The organism is Pseudoduganella aquatica, assembly GCF_009857595.1.
GTDB lineage: Bacteria > Pseudomonadota > Gammaproteobacteria > Burkholderiales > Burkholderiaceae_D > Rugamonas > Rugamonas aquatica_A.
On the sequence record NZ_WWCU01000035.1, the window covers coordinates 1 to 16,244 of the forward strand.

Here is a 16,244-nt window from a genome sequence, read left to right on the forward strand (position 1 = left end):
GCGGGCGCCGGCGGCGGCCGCGCCCAGGGCGCCCAGGGCGCCCAGCGCGCTGGCCGTGTCGGTTTCGCCCGGCGGCGCATTCAGCACCAGCTGGGCCAGCACCAGGCCGGCCGGCAGCACGCCGGCCTCCCAGGCCCGCTCGTACCAGGGCAGGATGGCTTCGCGGCTGTGCTGTGCGTGTTCATATCCCACGTGGTTGCCGATCAGCCGCCATGCCTCGTCCCGTCCCTGCTTGGCGGCGCGGTGCAGCCAATGCAGGGCAGTAGGCAGGCTTTGCGGCAGACTGGCGCCACCGAACAAATACAGTTTCCCCAGCGCCAATTGGCATTGGGAGTCTCCAGCGCGCGCCCCTCTGATCATTACTAGTTCTTCACGATTTGCCATCGTTCCACTATTAATATGATTCATTCAAGAAAAACGCAGCGGTATGGCGAACCAGGTCATTGCCCGGCCGCCTAGTTATGGCTTGATCTTGCCACATTCCAACTAGCGCAGTAAGGGCTAGTGTCGCTTTATTGCCTATCGTGTTAGCCATTAAATGCTAAGTGTTTGATATAGCTCAAATTCCGCTGCACGGCAAAGCGTGTACGCTAATTGCAATCCCATTAACTAAACGAAAGGAAACCTTGCCGCCCAGCATGCAGTGGACAGCTATTCAAGCGTTTCAAAAATACAACACGAAACCACATTTTTTTGGCTTTCGACCAATACTAGCCCTCATAATCGACCAATCCTTCGCCGTGAGCGCAGCGAGCAATTAAGGTTCAGAGCAGACGGCTGCCGTATGCAGAGACTCATCCAGCAGCTCATGTTTTAAAAGCTCTTTGATCGATTAATCATAAAAGGAAGAACAAATGAAAAAATCATTAGTGGCCCTGGCACTCATGGGCGCCTTCGCTGGAGCTCATGCGCAATCGTCTGTCACTATTTACGGCACCGTCGATGCCGGCGTTTCGAAAACCACCGGCACCACCGCCCAGATCGGCAAACGCGACAACAACAAACTCGGCTTCCGCGGCGTGGAAGACCTGGGCAGCGGCCTGAAGGCCCTGTTCCAGCTGGAGATCCGCTACGAGCCGGACACCGGCACCATAGAAAGCACCTCGGGCGCCAACAGCCGTCCGCTGTTCCAGGGCCAGAGCCGCGTCGGCCTGCAGGGCGACTTCGGTACGGTGCGCCTGGGCCGCGGCCTGACCCCGTTCCAGGAAACCTCGACCGCCTTCGAGCCATGGAGCGGCGTGCCTGCCGTGGCCGGCTACCAGACCAATCTGCAAGTGGCCGGCTACACCAGCGATCCGCTGGCGCCACCGGGCACCTCCGGCAACCGCTTCTCGAACGCCGTGTGGTACAACACCCCGGTGATCAACGGCTTCCAGCTGAACGTGGCCGTGGGCGCCAAGGAAGCGCTGGGCAACACCGTGGCCATCGTCGGCCGCGGCACCACGCTGGCGCCGCAGTACGGCGTCAACGCCCTGCCGTCCGCCAATCCATGGGGCGCCAGCGCCACCTACACGCTGAACCAGTTCGCCGCCTACGCCGCCTATGAGCGCAACGCGATCGAAACCAAGCTGTGGTCGGTGGGCGCGTCGTACAAGCCGATGCCGGCCCTGAAACTGATGGCGACCTACCAGAAGCAGGACATGGACCACACCGTGCTGCCCAACGCCGCCAACCACGAGACCGACGCCTGGATTATCGGCGCCAACTACACCATGGGTCCGGGCAAGCTGCTGCTGGGCTATGGCGTGAAGACGCCGGACCGCATCCTGAAGACCAAGCAGGCGTCGATCGGCTACGAGTACAACATCTCGACCCGCACCTATATCTACTTCGACCTGTCGAACAAGAAGACCCCGCTGCCGGCCACCACCGCCACCACCAACGACAGCACGGTCAACCACTATTCGGTTGGTATCCACCACAACTTCTGATGCGCGCGCGCTTCAGCTGAACCGGACGGACCCCACGCGGGTCCGTTTTTTTTGCCTTGCAAAACAATAGCCTAGGGCGCTGTGACTTTTTTGCAACTGCGCATCAGGAAGCAACATGGCTTTCTGTACAAGGCCCGATTGCCGTGTCATATTGGTTGCACCGGATTAGTACGCACGTACTATTTTGAGAATAAAAAAACAAATCAATCTTTTGGAGACTGCATGAAAACTAAACTGCTCGCAGCGGGTATCGCCGCATGCTTCGCCGCGCCTGCCATGGCGCAATCCTCGGTCCAGATCTACGGCATCGCCGATGCCGGCGTCATGTATGTGAAAAACGGCGGCCAGGACTCCAAGGTCAAACTGGTCAGCGGCATTGCCGACGGCTCGCGCCTCGGCTTCCGCGGCACCGAGGACATGGGCGGCGGCTACAAAGCCATCTTCAACCTGGAAGCGCGCGTGGAACTGGACAACGGTCGCCAGCAAACCGGCAACCTGAGCAGCAACCCCACCTTCGCGCTGACCGAAGGCCTGAACTTCACCGTGCCGGCCGCCGCCGGCGGCGCCGCCACGGCCGAAAAGCTGAAGGCCGGCGTGCAGGGCGCGCTCAACCCCGCCATCAACGTCAACATCACCAACGCGCTGTTCGACCGCACCTCCATGGTCGGCCTGGTCACGCCGGTGGGCGCCATCCTGCTGGGCCGCATGTACACCCCGGGCTATGAGGTGCTGAACGCCGGCGACGTGTTCGAGTCGGGCACGGCGGCAGGCTGGGGCGGCATCGTGGGCGGCACCGGCGGCCTGCTGACGGCCGGCGTGGCGATCCGCTCCGACAAGTCGATCCAGTACCGCATCGAACTGCCGAACGGCATCAAGGCCGCCGCCATGTACGGCACCGAGAAATCGGGCTACATCGGCATGGACAAGCGCTCCTGGGGCGCCAATGTGCGCTACGTGGCCAACGGCTGGGACGTCGGCCTGGCCCACAACCACGGCACCGACCAGGTCGGCGCGCGCGGCCTGGTGACCACCACGCTGGCCGGCTCCTACGCCTTCGACAACTGGAAGCTGTTCCTGGGCACCCACAAGCAGAAGAACGAGAACTCGGTCATCATCCGCTACGCGGGCGACCTGCTGGCGCCGACCTTCGCCGCCTTCCCGGCGCCGCTGAACACGCTGCTGGCCGGCCAGGCCAACGCCGCGCTGAAGCGCAACTTCCTGCTGGACGCGATCAGCTACCAGGTGGGCTTCCACTACAAGGTGGGCGCCGGCCGCATCATGGCTTCCGTGGTGCGCCAGGACGACAAGCGCGCCGACGCCAGCGACGCCACCCAGTACGGCCTGGGCTACGACTACAACCTGTCCAAGCGCACCGACGTGTACGTGGTGGGCGCCTACATCAAGAACGAAAACGACGGCCAGTACGCCATCGGCGCGGCCAGCGCGTCGGGCGGCTTCACCGCCAAACCGGGCGATTCGAGCAAGGGCATCCAGGTGGGCATGCGCCACCGCTTCTGACCCTGTTTCCGCACCACACCGAAAGACGCCTGCGGGCGTCTTTTTTATTGTGCCGTCGGGTAGAATGTGGCTTGCTCTCAACCCACAAGCTGAACAATGGATGCCACCGCCGTACTGCAATACCTGACCGACCACCCGCACTTCTTCGAGGAGCACGCCAGCCTGCTCGGCGAGGTCAAGCTCTCCAGCCCGCTGACCGGGCGCGCCGTCTCGCTGCAGGAACGCCAGATGGAAGTGATGCGCGACAAGTACAAGGCGCTGGAGCTGCGCATGGCCGAGCTGTCGCGCCACGCCAAGGAAAACGAAACCATCGCCGGCCGCTTCCACAGCTGGACCCAGGCCCTGCTGCAGGTGCGCGAAGACGGCGCCATGCCGCGCGTGCTGGCCGACAGCCTGAAGAGCAGCTTCCACGTGCCGCAGGCCACGCTGCGCCTGTGGGGCGCCAAGCCGGAATACACCGGCCAGTGGTTCACCGCCGGCGCCTCGGACGACGCGCGCATCTTCGCCAACAGCCTGATGGCCCCCTACTGCGGCGCCAACAACGACTTTGAAGCGGTGCGCTGGCTGGACGACGCCGGCACGGTGCAGTCGACCGTCATCATCCCGCTGCGCAAGCCGGGCAGCGCCGGCAGCAAGGGCGCCACCTTCGGCCTGCTGATCCTGGGCTCGCCCGACTCCGAACGCTTCACCTCGCTGATGGCGACCGACTTCCTGGTCCACATCGGCGAAACGGCCAGCACCGCGCTGGCGCCGCTGGTCGGCTAAGGCCGCCATGAGCGCGCGCAGCAAAGCCGACTGGGCGCACGCCTACCTCGAGCAGCTGCGCACGCAGCGCAAGCTGTCCGCGCACACCCTGGACGCCTACCGGCGCGACCTGGCCGAACTGGCCGCGCTCAGCGGCGACACGCCATGGGACGCGCTGGGCCAGGCCGACGCGCGGCGCTACGCGGCCCGGCTGCACAGCAAGGAACTGGGGCCGCGCTCCATCGCCCGCAAGCTGTCGAGCTGGCGCGGCTTCTTCGACTGGCTGGCCGGGCAGACCCCGCTGGCGGCCAATCCGGCGCACGGCGTGCGCGCCCCCAAACGCCCCAAAACCCTGCCCAAGGCCCTGCCGGTGGACGACGCGGTACGGCTGGTGTCGACCACGGCGCGCGCGCAGGCGGCGGCACCGGAACCGGCCGAGCTGTGCAACCAGGCCATGTTCGAGCTGATGTATTCCAGCGGGCTGCGGGTGTCCGAGCTGGCCGGGCTGGACCTGCGCCACAGCCCGGAGGCGCTGGGCTGGCTGGAGCAGGACAATGCCGACGTGACCGTGCTGGGCAAGGGCGGCAAGCGCCGCACGGTGCCGGTGGGCAAGGCCGCCATGGCCGCCATCGCCGCCTGGCTGGCGGTGCGCCCGCCGCCGTCCGACGGCAGCGCCGCGCTGTTTACCAGTGCGCGCGGCACGCGCGTGTCGCCGCGGGTGGTGCAGCTGCGCCTGAAAGCGCACGGCCTGGCCACCGGCGCGCCGGCCAGCGTGCACCCGCACATGCTGCGCCACTCCTTCGCCTCGCACCTGCTGCAGTCGTCCGGCGACCTGCGCGCCGTGCAGGACATGCTGGGCCACGCCACCATCGCCTCCACCCAGGTCTACACGGCGCTGGACTTCCAGCACCTGTCCAAGGTGTACGACCAGGCCCATCCGCGCGCCAAAGTGAAATAGCCTGCGCTGCGTCAAGGCTGGCGTTTGGCCGCCTGGCCCAAATTGCGGCATAATCGCTCGATCCCGGCCCCGAGGGGGCCACCAACTACTGATCGGCAAGCTGACATGGCACTCATTCCCACCACCATCCTCACCGGCTTCCTCGGCGCGGGCAAGACCACGCTGCTCAACCGCATCCTGCAGGAAAGCCACGGCATGCGCATTGCCGTCATCGAAAACGAATTCGGCCAGGAAAACATCGACAACGAAATCCTGGTGCAGGACAGCAAGGAGCAGATCGTCGAGATGAACAACGGCTGCATCTGCTGCACCGTGCGCGGCGACCTGATCGTGGCGCTGTCGACGCTGGCGCAAAAGCGCAACGCCGGCGAGCTCAACTTTGACCGCGTGGTGATCGAGACCACCGGCCTGGCCAATCCCGGCCCGGTGGCGCAGACCTTCTTCGTGGACGAGGAAGTGGGCGCCCACTACATGCTGGACGCCATCGTCACCGTGGTGGACGCGCGCCACGCCATGCAGCAGCTGGACGCCAACGAGGAAGCGCAGCGCCAGGTGGGCTTCGCCGACAAGCTGCTGCTGTCCAAGACCGACCTGGTGGACCAGGCCGTGCTGGACGAGCTGCTGCCGCGCCTGAAGCGCATCAACCCGCGCGCGCCCATCAGCCAGTCCAACTTCGGCAGCGCGCCCATCGCCGAGGTGCTGGACCTGAAAGGCTTCAACCTGAACGAGAAGCTGGAACTGGACCCGGACTTCCTGGCCGCCGAAGAACACGGCCACGACCACCACGACCACGACCACGAGCATGGCGAGCACTGCAACCACCCCAGCCACGCCCACGACCACCACCACAGCCGCCACACCGACGACATCGCCGCCTTCGTCTTCAAAAGCACGCGTCCCTTCGACAGCGCCAAACTGGACGAATTCCTGGGCGGACTCGTCAATGTGTACGGTCCTCGCATGTTGCGCTACAAAGGCGTATTGTTGATGCAGGGCGCCGAGCGCAAGGTGGTGTTCCAGGGCGTGCACCAGCTGATGGGCAGCGACCTGGGCGCCAAATGGGCCGAAGGCGAAGAACGTGGCAGCAAAATGGTATTTATTGGCAAAAATCTACCGAAAGACATCTTTATTAGCGGATTGGAACAATGTTTGGTATAAACTAACCGGGTTTTGTGGGGTGCCGGTTGGTGCAGGTAACAAAGTAACGTTCCGGTGCGGTTGCCAGCAATCGCGCAACTGAAAATTTGAAAACTCTGTCGTATCGAAGGTAAGCGAAGTGATGACTAAAACTAATAAATCGACCCCCGCCGCTATCGAAGAAGTCCGCCTCCTCACGGAAGAAGAAATTCTGAAAATGGGCGAAGCCGACTACATGAATCCGGCGCAAATGGCGTTTTTCAAGGCCAAGCTGCAATCCTTGGAAAAAGAGCTGCTGAAAAATGCCGGCGAGACGACCGAACACCTGCGCGAAACCGTGCTGGTGCCGGACCCTGCCGACCGCGCGACCATCGAGGAAGAACACGCACTGGAACTGCGCACCCGCGACCGCGAGCGCAAGCTGCTGAAGAAAGTGCAGCAATCCATCGTCGCCATCGATAACAACGAATATGGCTGGTGCGAAGAAACCGGCGAGCCGATCGGCATTCCACGCCTGATCGCCCGTCCGACCGCCACCCTGTCGCTGGAAGCGCAGCAGCGCCGTGAACTGAAGCAAAAGCTGTACGGCGACTAAGCAGTCCGCCGCCGCCAGCCACCCCGGCGTATGGACGCAGGCGGGCGGCTCACTCCCAAAAAAGCATGCCGGCCACACCGCATGCTTTTTTTGTTTTCCGGCTTGCTCTTGGGCTACACTAGGAGTCCAGCATAGCGAGGAACGCCGTGGGCCTGTTTTCCCTGTTTAAAAAAGGCAAGCCGGACGCCGCCGCCACGGACGGCGACGACGACGCCGCGCGCCTGGCCGCCAACAGCGAAGCGCAGCGCGCCGCCGCCAACAGCCAGCTGCAGCGCGACATCGCGCGCGCCACCGCGCTGAAAATCGACGCCATCGAAGCGGCCATGGAAGCCGACATCTTCAACACGCCGGAACCGGCCTGGGGCAGCCGCCCCGCGCGCCCGGTGCTGAACGCGGCGCCGGCGCCCGCCGACAACCCCGCCACCCTGCCCCTGCTCGACGCCAGCACCACCCAGCTGCTGGCCGACGACGAGATTCCGGCCCCGGTGGCCGACAGCGCCACCGCGCCGGTGGTGGAAGAAAGCGCCATCCTGTACGCCAACGGCCAGGCCGCGGTCGCCGAGCAGATGCTGGCCGGCGCGCTGGCCGAAGCCGCCGCCGCCGGCCTGGGCGCGCAGCAGGACCGCACCGTCTGGTGGCTGCTGTTCGACCTGCACCAGGCGCAGGGCCAGCAGGAACAGTTCGACAGCCTGTCCATCGACTACGCCAGCACCTTTGAAACTTCGCCGCCGCCCTGGCGCGGCGCCGGCGGCGCTGCGGCGGCGCCGGCGGCAGCCCCGTCCGGAGCGCCGGGCGCAAGCTACGCCGGCGTCGCCCCCACGCAGGTGTTCGGGGCGGTGCTGGACGCCGGCGCCGCCGCCGTGATCGCGCGCGTGGAGGCAGCCTGTGCAGCGGACGCCGCCGTCCCGCTGCGCCTGGACTTCAGCGCCATCGCCAGCGCCGACGCAGAAGGCTGCGCCCTGCTGCTGGCCGCCCTGCGTAGCCTGCAAAAACAGGGCCGCGAGCTGATCGTGGTCGCCGCCGCCGAGCTGGCCGCGCTGTTGCAAGGCAGGCTCACGGTGGGTGACCGCGCGGACGGCGAAGCGCCGTGGCTGCTGCTGCTGGAACTGCTGCAGCTGCTGAACCGCGAAAAAGACTTCGAAGAAGCCAGCATGGACTACTGCGTCACCTTCGAGGTGTCGCCGCCGCCCTTCGTGGCGCCCAGCAAAGTGGCCACGGCGGCGCGCGCGGCGGTCCCGGCGGCGGCGGCGGGCAAAGCGGCGGACCGCTTCATGCTGCCGGCCGTGGTGGAAGGCAATTGCACCGCGCTGCTGGACGCCGTCGGCGCCTACGCCGAACAATATCCGGCGCTGGTGTTCGACTGTTCGCGCCTGGCGCGGCTGGACTTCGGCGCCGCCAACCTGTTGCTGAGCCGATTGCAGCAACTCGCGGCCGACGGCAGGAGAGTAGAATTCCGGGAAGTGAACCACCTGGTGGCCGCCCTGCTGCGGCTGCTGGGCTACGCCGGCGTGGCGCGCATCTTCGCCCACAAGTACTGAGCCCAAGCAATGAGCCGGCCGGGTCCGGCGTCTTGCAATTGCGCGCACTATCCCCATGTCAGGGACTGGCGCCGGCATCTGCAGCGGGCGTTGCGCGCCATGCGCGAGCGCCACTACTTTTGAGGTCTACATGGAACAATTTCACGGCACCACCATCCTGTGCGTGCGGCGCGGCGCGGAAGTCGCGCTGGGCGGCGACGGCCAGGTCACGCTGGGCAACATCGTCATGAAGGGCACGGCCCGCAAAGTACGCAAGCTGTACCAGGGCAAAGTGCTGTGCGGCTTTGCCGGCGGCACGGCCGACGCCTTCACCCTGCTGGACCGCTTCGAAGCCAAGCTGGAAAAACACCAGGGCAATCTGCTGCGCGCCTCGGTCGAGCTGGCCAAGGACTGGCGCACCGACCGCGTGCTGCGCCGCCTGGAAGCGATGCTGCTGGTGGCCGACGCCACCTCGACCCTGGTCATCACCGGCAACGGCGACGTGCTGGAGCCGGAAAAAGGCATAGGCGCGATCGGCTCGGGCGGCAGCTACGCCCAGTCGGCCGCGCTGGCGCTGGCCGAGAACACCCAGCTGAGCCCGGCCGAGATCGTGAAAAAATCGCTGACCATCGCCGGCGAGCTGTGCATCTACACGAATATGTCCCACATTATCGAAACGCTGGACGGGAAAGCGGAATGAATATGACTCCTCAAGAAATCGTCGGCGAGCTCGACAAGCATGTGGTCGGCCAGGGCAAGGCCAAGCGCGCGGTGGCCATTGCGCTGCGCAACCGCTGGCGGCGCCAGCAGGTGGCCGAGCCGCTGCGCCATGAAATCACGCCGAAGAACATCCTGATGATAGGCCCGACCGGGGTCGGCAAGACCGAGATCGCGCGCCGCCTGGCCAAGCTGGCCGACGCGCCCTTCATCAAGATCGAGGCGACCAAGTTCACCGAGGTGGGCTATGTGGGGCGCGACGTGGACACCATCATCCGCGACCTGGTGGACATCGGCATCAAGCAGACCCGCTCGTCCGAAATGGCCAAGGTGCGCGCGCGCGCCGAGGACGCCGCCGAGGACCGCGTGCTCGACATCCTGCTGCCGCCGCCGCGCGACTTCGGCTTCGCCACCGCCGCCCCGGCCGAGGAAGGCAAGCCCGACACCACGCGCCAGACCTTCCGCAAGCGGCTGCGGGAAGGCGAGCTGGACGACAAGGAAATCGAGATCGAGCTGGCCGACACCGCGCCGCAGATGGAAATCATGGCCCCGCCCGGCATGGAGGAAATGACGGAGCAGATCAAGTCCATGTTCTCCGGCATAGGCGGCGGGCGCAAGAAGGCGCGCAAGGTCAAGATCAAGGAAGCGATGAAGCTGCTGCTGGACGAGGAAGCGGCCAAGCTGGTCAACGACGACGAGATGAAGCAGAAAGCCATCCAGAACGTGGAGCAGAACGGCATCGTGTTCCTGGACGAGATCGACAAGATCGCCTCGCGTTCCGAAGTGGGCGGCGCCGACGTCTCGCGCGCCGGCGTGCAGCGCGACCTGCTGCCGCTGGTGGAAGGGACGACGGTGAACACCAAGTACGGCATGATACGGACCGACCACATCCTGTTCATCGCCTCGGGCGCCTTCCACCTGGCCAAGCCGTCCGACCTGATACCGGAGCTGCAGGGGCGGTTCCCGATCCGGGTCGAGCTGGAATCGCTGTCGATCGCCGATTTCGAGCGCATCCTGACGTCGACCGACGCCTGCCTGACCAAGCAATACGAAGCGCTGCTGGGCACGGAGGAGGTGCAGCTGGTGTTTGCGCCGGACGGCATCACGCGGCTGGCCGAGATCGCCTACCAGGTCAACGAGCGCACGGAAAACATCGGCGCGCGGCGGTTGTACACGGTGATGGAAAAGCTGCTGGAAGAGATCTCGTTCAGCGCCAGCGAAGGCGGCGTGCAGACGCTGACCATAGACGCCGGCTACGTCAACGCGCGCCTGGACGCGCTGGCGGTGAACGAAGACCTGTCGCGCTACGTGCTGTAAGGGAAAGGGGGCAGACGATGGCCAACAAAGCCTTGGCGACGCGGCAGAAGATGCAGTTCCGCGTCGAGCCCTCCCAAAAACCGCGCAACCCCTACGCGGCGCTGGCCAAGAACCGCGTCGCCGGCCCGCACGCCAAGCCCGCCGCTGTGCAGCGCCACGCCGCCAAGGCCGCCCTCAAGAAAATCGACCCAGCCAAATCCGACGACTAAGCTCCCGCCATAGCAGCCTGAGCCGCACTTCCCTCACCCCGGGGTCAGACCCCGAAGGTGGCAAAATGCGGCTCAGCTTGCTTGGAAAATCTCGGTGATTACTCCTACGTCACTAGGGAAATTCGCTACCGTTCCCCATCCTGCCCAAAGCCCTCTCCCTATGAAGCAAGCGAACTGAGCCGCATTTTCCTGCCTTCGGGGTCTGACCCCGAAGTGGTGGAGAATGCGGCTCAGGCTGCTTAGCGGGTGGGGTTGACCGGGGCCGGCATTTGCGGGGCGGGCTGGGGGACCGGCGGGGGCGCCGGCTGCAGTTGCTGCTGGACCGGGGGCATCGGCAGCGGCGCTGCCATGGCGCTCGAGGAGGGGGCGCTCTCCGGCGGCGGCAGGTCGAGCCGCTTCTGGATGCCGCCTTCCGATAGCACCACGTACAAAGCCTGGACTTCCTGCACCTTCACATTGCCCGCCACTTCTGCGCCTACCGGATAGGCCTTCGCCGGCTGGCCGTCGGTCGCGATGATGGCGACGCTGCCGCGCCCGTTGGCGGCCGCCACCACGCCGCGCAGCTGGTAGCTGCTGGCGGCGGCGACGGCGATGTCGCCGCCGAACAGGTTGCGCGCAGCCGCCACCGGCACTTCCGGCGCCGCCTGCATGGGCACGGCGGCCAGCGCGCGCTGCTCGGGCTTGAACAGCAGCATGCCCCAGTAGGCGCACGACGCGGACAGGGCCACCACGGCCACGAAACTTGCTATTACAGGCAGTCGATTCATCTTCAGTGCACCAGCTGGTTAATTTCAATAATCGGCATCAGCACCGCCAGGACAATCAGCAGCACCACCAGCCCCATGGCCAGGATCAGCGCCGGTTCCAGCAGGCCGGCGATGGTGAGCGTGCGCCGCTCCAGATCCGCTTCCTGCGCACTGGCGGCGCGGTTCAGCATGGCCGGCAGCTCGCCCGTGATTTCACCGGCCCGTATCATGTGGATTAGCATGGGCGGGAAGTGCTTCTGCGCCGACAGGGCGCGCGCCAGGCTCACGCCCTCCCGCACCGCGTCGCTCGCTTCTTCCACCAGCTGCTGCATGGCGACGTTGGTCAGCGTGTCGCGGCTGGTCTCGAGCGCCCGCAAAATCGGCACGCCGGAGCCGGTGGTGATGGCCAGCGTGCTGGCGAAGCGCGAGGTGTTCAGGCTGCGCTCGAACTTGCCGTACAGCGGCGCCGTCAGCAGCCAGGTGTGCCAGCGCGTCTTGAGCGCGATGTTCTGCAGCGCGCGCCGCCAGGAGAACCAGGCGCCGATCAGCAGCACCAGCACGATCAGCCCGTAGTTGCGCACGAAGTCGGAGACGGCCAGCATGACCACCGTCAGCACCGGCAGCTTCTGCTTGGTGTTGGCGAACACGGAGACGATCTGCGGCACCACGTAGGTGAGCAGGAAGATCACGATGGAGAACGCCACCACCGTCACAATGGCCGGGTAGGTGAACGCCAGCTTGACCTTCTGCACCAGCGCGTTGCGCCGTTCGATATAGTCGGCCAGGCGCGTGAGCACGCGCGAGAGCTGGCCGATCTGCTCGCCCGAGGCCACCAACGCGCGGTAGATCTCGGCGAAGTCGCGCGGGTGGCGCGACAGCACTTCGGACAGCGCGGCGCCGCCTATCACTTCGGAGCGGATGGAGGCGATCAGGTCGCGCACATAGGGGCGTTCGGCCTGTTCCAGCAGCGCCGAGAAGGCCTGCTCGAGCGGCAGGCCGGCTTCGAGCAGACTGGCCAGCTGGCGCGTGAACAGCGCCAGCTCGGTGGTGGACAGGCGTTCGCCGAAGCCGCGCCGCGTGGCTTTGCCGCTGGCGTCGACCTGGGCCGAGATGGCTTCCACCTTGAGCGGCGTGAGTCCTTGCGCGCGCAGGTCGGAGCGCGCCGAGCGCGGGCTGTCTGCGTTGACCACGCCCTTCCTGGTGGCGCCGCCGGTGTCGACGGCTTCGTAGCGGAATGCTGGCATCTAAGCTAGTCCTTCGCCACGCGCAGCAGTTCGGCCTGCGTGGTGGTGCCGTCGCGCAGCCAGCGTTCGCCGTCTTCGCGCATGGTCAGCATGCCGCCGGCCTGCGCGGCCGCGCGCACTTCGGCTTCCGAGGCGCGGTTGTGGATCTGGGCGCGGATTTGCTCGGTGGTCTGCAGCAGCTCGTAGATACCGACCCGGCCCTGGTAGCCGGTGTGGCCGCAGTGCTCGCAGCCCACCGCGTGCCATTGCGCGCCGTCGAAGGTCTTGCACGACGGGCACAGCTTGCGCACCAGGCGCTGCGCCAGCACGCCAAGCAGCGAGGACGACAGCAGGAAGGGCTCGATGCCCATGTCCAGCAGCCGCGTCACCGCCGCCGAGGCGTCGTTGGTGTGCAGCGTGGCCAGCACCAGGTGGCCCGTCAGCGAGGCCTGCACCGCGATCTGCGCGGTTTCCAGGTCGCGGATCTCGCCTATCATGATCACGTCCGGGTCCTGGCGCAGGATGGCGCGCAGGGCCTTGGCGAAGGTCATGTCGATGCGCGGGTTGACCTGGGTCTGGCCTACGCCTTGCAGGTCGTACTCGATCGGGTCTTCCACCGTGAGGATGTTGGTGGTGGTGGAGTTCACGCGCGACAGCGCGGCGTACAAGGTGGTGGTCTTGCCCGAGCCGGTGGGGCCGGTGACCAGCACGATGCCGTGCGGCTGCGCGATCAGGCTGTCGAACTGCGGCAGCATGGCTGGGCTCATGCCCAGGTGCTGCAGGTCGAGGCGCCCGGCTTCCTTGTCCAGCAAACGCAGCACGGCGCGTTCGCCGTGGCCGGTGGGCAGCGTGGAGACGCGCACGTCGACCGGCTTGCCGCCCACCCGCAACGTGATGCGGCCGTCCTGCGGCAGGCGCTTTTCGGCGATGTCGAGCTGCGCCATGATCTTGATGCGCGAGATCAGCGAGCCGTGGATGGCCTTGCGCGGCTTGACCACGTCGCGCAGCGTGCCGTCCACGCGGAAGCGCACCACCGAAGTCTGCTCGAACGGTTCGATGTGGATGTCGGACGCGCCTTCGCGCAGCGCCTGCGTGAGCAGCGCGTTGATCATGCGTATCACGGGCGCGTCGTCGCTGGACTCCAGCAGGTCTTCGATGGCAGGCACGTCCTGCAGCAGCTTGGTCAGGTCCAGGTCGGCGTCGAATTCGTCGGCCACTTGCGAGGCGTCGCCGCCGGCGCCGGCGTAGGCCTTGGCGATGGCTTCCTCCAGGTCGGCGCGGCCCAGCGATTTGATGTTGATCCGGCCGAAACGGCGCGACACTTCGGCGATGGCGGCCGGCGCGGTGGCGGTGGAGACGTACACGTCCACCGAGTGCTCGGCCTCCTGGCCCGGCTGGGCCAGCACCGAATAGTCGCGCGCGAAGGCGTAGGGCAGCAGGTTGCTCATTCTGGCTGCTTGCCTTCGGCTGGGGTGGTGGCCGGCGCAGGCGGCAGCGCCGGACGCGCCAGCTGGCCGCTGCCTTGCGCAGGCTGGCCGTTCTGCAGCGCCGGCAGCATGGGCTGGCCGAGGTTTTTCAGCAGCGGCGTTTCGTTCGGCTGCACGTCCTGCTGGGTGGCGCGCATGTAGTCGTAGCGGTCGGTGGCCAGGCTGGTGCTCTGGTCCTTGCTGCGGATGACCACGGGGCGCAGGAACACCATCAGGTTGGTTTTCTTGCGGCCGCGCTTCTGGTATTTGAACAGGTTGCCCAGGATGGGGATGTCGCCCAGGCCGCGCACTTTTTCCACGTTGTCGCCGGCGTCGTCGGAGATCAGGCCGCCCAGCACCACGATCTGGCCGTCGTCGGCGATGATGTTGGTTTCGATGGTGCGCGTCTTGAGCACGATGCCGCTTTCGGACGTGACCGTGGTGTCGATGCTGGAGCTCTCGTTGTAGATGGCCAGCTTGATGGTGCCGCCTTCGGAAATCTGCGGACGCACTTTCAGCGTCAGACCCACGTCCTTGCGGTCTATGGTCTGGAAGGGGTTGGTGCTGGTGCCGGAGGTGGTGGTGAACTGGCCGGTCAGGATGGGCACGTTCTGGCCCACGCGGATGGTGGCCAGCTCGTTATCCAGCGTGAACACATTGGGCGTGGACAGGATGTTGGTGCCGCCGTCCGATTCCAGCGTGTGCGCCACCGCGCCCAGTCCCAGCTTGCCGTCGGCCAGCTGCTTGAAGATGCCGATGGTCATGCCGGCGCCGGGCAGCGCCTTGCCGCCGCCGGCGGCCAGCGTGAGCAGGTTGTTGGACGAGCCGCTGGCGAACGAGGTGCCGCCGCCGACGCGGTAGGTGGAGTTGTCGTTGCCGCTCAGGCCCAGCCACTGCACGCCGAATTCGGAGGCCTTGTCGGCGCTCACTTCGACGATCAGCGCTTCGATGTAGACCTGGGCGCGGCGCACGTCCAGCTGGTCGATCACGGCGCGCAGGTTGCGGTACACCGACTCGGGCGCGGTGATGATCAGGGTGTTGGTGGTGGCGTCGGCCTGGATGAAGCCGGCACCGCCGGTGGCCTGCTGGGTGTTGCTGCCGCTGGCGTTGAGCAGCGGATTGGTGGAGCCGGTGCTGCCGCCGCCGCCCGTCATGCCGCTGCCGCTCTGGCCTTGCATGCCGCCGGTGTTGCCGCCCTGCTGGCTGTTGAAACCGGAGGTGCTGCCGGCCTGGCCGGCGGCGCCGCTGTCGCCGGACATGACGGCGCGCAGCGTCTGCGCCAGCTTGGTCGCTTCGGCGTTCTTCAGGTAGACCACGTGCACATTGCCCAGCTGCGTGGTGGGCTGGTCCAGCTTGGCGATCAGCGACTTGGCCAGGTTGGCGCGCGCCGCGGACGGGGCGCGCAGCACCAGCGAGTTGGTGCGCGGATCGGCCAGCACGCTGACGCGGCCCGCGTCGGCGGCGCCGCCGCCTGCGCCCGGCTCCAGCAGCTTGCCCAGCATGGTGGCCAGGTCGCTGGCGATGGCGTAGCGCACCGGGATCACATCCATGTCGGCGGCGGTGGGCGCGTCCAGCGCGGCGATCAGTTTGCCCAGGCGCTTCAGGTTGTCCGCGTAGTCGGTAATGACCAGGGTGTTGTTGCCAGGGTTGGCGTTGATGGTGTTGTTCGGCGTGATGAGGGGGCGCAGCACCGTCACCAGGTTGGCCGAGGATTCATAGTTCAGGTGGAACACCTGGGTGGCGATCTGGTCGCCCTTCAGCACGGAGGCCGAGCCGATCTGGGTCGGCGTGGCCTGCAGCTTGGCTTCCGCTTCCGGCACCACCTTGGCGTAGCCGTCGCCGCTGACGATGGCGAAGCCTTGCAGGCGCAGCGCGGAGGTCAGCAGCGAGAAGGCCTGGGTCTTGCTCATCGGGCCTTCGGACACCAGCGTCAGCGTGCCTTTCACGCGCGGGTCGATCAGGAAGGTGATGTTGGTGTAGTGGCCTACCGCCTTGATGACCGATTCGATGTCGGCGCCGACGAAGTTGAGCGCGGCGTCGTCGCCGGGCGCGGCCCAGGCAGGCGCTTGCGCGGACAGCGCGGCGCAGCACAGCATGGCGGCGGCGCTCAGGCGGCGCAGCGTAGGAAGTTGGTACTGGCTTACGGACTGTTTTTTCATTATCTGA

General features: G+C 66.1%; 15 protein-coding genes. 10 read left to right on the forward strand and 5 right to left on the reverse strand.

Features of this window, described 5'->3' with window-relative positions; translation table 11 throughout:
• On the reverse strand, positions 1-321 hold a 321-nt coding region (locus GTP77_RS23260), incomplete at its 3' end, for an SEL1-like repeat protein (RefSeq protein ID WP_503826786.1).
• 533 nt (positions 322-854) lie between these two features.
• On the opposite strand from GTP77_RS23260, the gene GTP77_RS23265 reads away from it, so the two are divergent.
• The 10 genes from GTP77_RS23265 (at position 855) to GTP77_RS23310 (ending at position 10,643) form a co-directional block, all read left to right on the forward strand.
• Positions 855-1,931: a porin gene (locus tag GTP77_RS23265; protein WP_161074545.1), complete on the forward strand. Its 1,077-nt coding sequence runs from the start codon at positions 855-857 to the stop codon at positions 1,929-1,931.
• 222 nt (positions 1,932-2,153) lie between these two features.
• Entirely contained in the window at positions 2,154-3,449 is a 1,296-nt protein-coding gene (locus GTP77_RS23270; RefSeq protein ID WP_161074546.1) for a porin, read from the forward strand.
• A gap of 96 nt (positions 3,450-3,545) precedes the next feature.
• Positions 3,546-4,214, forward strand: coding sequence for a DUF484 family protein (locus GTP77_RS23275; protein ID WP_161074547.1), 669 nt, complete (start codon positions 3,546-3,548; stop codon positions 4,212-4,214).
• Positions 4,215-4,221: 7 nt separating this feature from the next.
• Positions 4,222-5,151, forward strand: a complete 930-nt coding sequence (locus tag GTP77_RS23280) for a tyrosine recombinase XerC (RefSeq protein WP_161074548.1) — start codon at positions 4,222-4,224, stop codon at positions 5,149-5,151.
• A gap of 105 nt (positions 5,152-5,256) precedes the next feature.
• Positions 5,257-6,309: a CobW family GTP-binding protein gene (locus tag GTP77_RS23285; protein WP_161074549.1), complete on the forward strand. Its 1,053-nt coding sequence runs from the start codon at positions 5,257-5,259 to the stop codon at positions 6,307-6,309.
• 121 nt (positions 6,310-6,430) lie between these two features.
• Positions 6,431-6,883, forward strand: coding sequence for an RNA polymerase-binding protein DksA (gene dksA / locus GTP77_RS23290; protein ID WP_161074550.1), 453 nt, complete (start codon positions 6,431-6,433; stop codon positions 6,881-6,883).
• 146 nt (positions 6,884-7,029) lie between these two features.
• A complete protein-coding gene (locus GTP77_RS23295) occupies positions 7,030-8,421 on the forward strand; it encodes an STAS domain-containing protein (RefSeq protein ID WP_161074551.1) in 1,392 nt (463 codons plus the stop codon).
• Between the two features lie 130 nt (positions 8,422-8,551).
• On the forward strand, positions 8,552-9,100 hold the full coding sequence (hslV, locus tag GTP77_RS23300; RefSeq protein ID WP_161074552.1) for an ATP-dependent protease subunit HslV: 549 nt from the start codon (positions 8,552-8,554) through the stop codon (positions 9,098-9,100).
• Positions 9,097-10,434, forward strand: a complete 1,338-nt coding sequence (hslU, locus tag GTP77_RS23305; protein ID WP_161074553.1) for an ATP-dependent protease ATPase subunit HslU — start codon at positions 9,097-9,099, stop codon at positions 10,432-10,434. Before hslV ends, hslU begins: the two co-directional genes overlap by 4 nt.
• 17 nt (positions 10,435-10,451) lie before the next feature.
• Positions 10,452-10,643, forward strand: a complete 192-nt coding sequence (locus tag GTP77_RS23310) for a hypothetical protein (RefSeq protein ID WP_161074554.1) — start codon at positions 10,452-10,454, stop codon at positions 10,641-10,643.
• A 239-nt stretch (positions 10,644-10,882) separates the two neighbouring features.
• Here GTP77_RS23310 and GTP77_RS23315 read toward each other — a convergent pair whose 3' ends face one another.
• From GTP77_RS23315 to gspD, 4 genes are read right to left on the reverse strand one after another with little or no spacing between them, the layout of a single operon-like run.
• Positions 10,883-11,410 carry a type II secretion system protein N gene (locus GTP77_RS23315; RefSeq protein WP_187358817.1) on the reverse strand — a complete coding sequence of 176 codons (528 nt, stop codon included), beginning with the start codon at positions 11,408-11,410 and terminating at the stop codon, positions 10,883-10,885.
• A gap of 2 nt (positions 11,411-11,412) precedes the next feature.
• Positions 11,413-12,633: a type II secretion system inner membrane protein GspF gene (gene gspF, locus GTP77_RS23320; protein WP_161074555.1), complete on the reverse strand. Its 1,221-nt coding sequence runs from the start codon at positions 12,631-12,633 to the stop codon at positions 11,413-11,415.
• A 5-nt stretch (positions 12,634-12,638) separates the two neighbouring features.
• On the reverse strand, positions 12,639-14,060 hold the full coding sequence (gspE, locus tag GTP77_RS23325; RefSeq protein ID WP_161074556.1) for a type II secretion system ATPase GspE: 1,422 nt from the start codon (positions 14,058-14,060) through the stop codon (positions 12,639-12,641).
• Positions 14,057-16,237 carry a type II secretion system secretin GspD gene (gspD, locus tag GTP77_RS23330; RefSeq protein WP_161074557.1) on the reverse strand — a complete coding sequence of 727 codons (2,181 nt, stop codon included), beginning with the start codon at positions 16,235-16,237 and terminating at the stop codon, positions 14,057-14,059. The genes gspE and gspD overlap by 4 nt, the downstream gene beginning before the upstream one ends.
• Between the last annotated feature and the right edge of the window lie 7 nt (positions 16,238-16,244).

Excerpts from the sequence above, each read along its gene's own strand:
- GTP77_RS23265 (WP_161074545.1), top strand. The coding sequence starts at position 855 with ATGAAAAAATCATTAGTGGCCCTGGCACTCATGGGCGCCTTCGCTGGA.
- GTP77_RS23270 (WP_161074546.1), top strand. The coding sequence starts at position 2,154 with ATGAAAACTAAACTGCTCGCAGCGGGTATCGCCGCATGCTTCGCCGCG.
- GTP77_RS23275 (WP_161074547.1), top strand. The coding sequence starts at position 3,546 with ATGGATGCCACCGCCGTACTGCAATACCTGACCGACCACCCGCACTTC.
- GTP77_RS23280 (WP_161074548.1), top strand. The coding sequence starts at position 4,222 with ATGAGCGCGCGCAGCAAAGCCGACTGGGCGCACGCCTACCTCGAGCAG.
- GTP77_RS23285 (WP_161074549.1), top strand. The coding sequence starts at position 5,257 with ATGGCACTCATTCCCACCACCATCCTCACCGGCTTCCTCGGCGCGGGC.
- dksA (WP_161074550.1), top strand. The coding sequence starts at position 6,431 with ATGACTAAAACTAATAAATCGACCCCCGCCGCTATCGAAGAAGTCCGC.
- hslV (WP_161074552.1), top strand. The coding sequence starts at position 8,552 with ATGGAACAATTTCACGGCACCACCATCCTGTGCGTGCGGCGCGGCGCG.
- hslU (WP_161074553.1), top strand. The coding sequence starts at position 9,097 with ATGAATATGACTCCTCAAGAAATCGTCGGCGAGCTCGACAAGCATGTG.
- GTP77_RS23310 (WP_161074554.1), top strand. The coding sequence starts at position 10,452 with ATGGCCAACAAAGCCTTGGCGACGCGGCAGAAGATGCAGTTCCGCGTC.
- GTP77_RS23315 (WP_187358817.1), bottom strand. The coding sequence starts at position 11,410 with ATGAATCGACTGCCTGTAATAGCAAGTTTCGTGGCCGTGGTGGCCCTG.
- gspF (WP_161074555.1), bottom strand. The coding sequence starts at position 12,633 with ATGCCAGCATTCCGCTACGAAGCCGTCGACACCGGCGGCGCCACCAGG.
- gspE (WP_161074556.1), bottom strand. The coding sequence starts at position 14,060 with ATGAGCAACCTGCTGCCCTACGCCTTCGCGCGCGACTATTCGGTGCTG.
- gspD (WP_161074557.1), bottom strand. The coding sequence starts at position 16,237 with ATGAAAAAACAGTCCGTAAGCCAGTACCAACTTCCTACGCTGCGCCGC.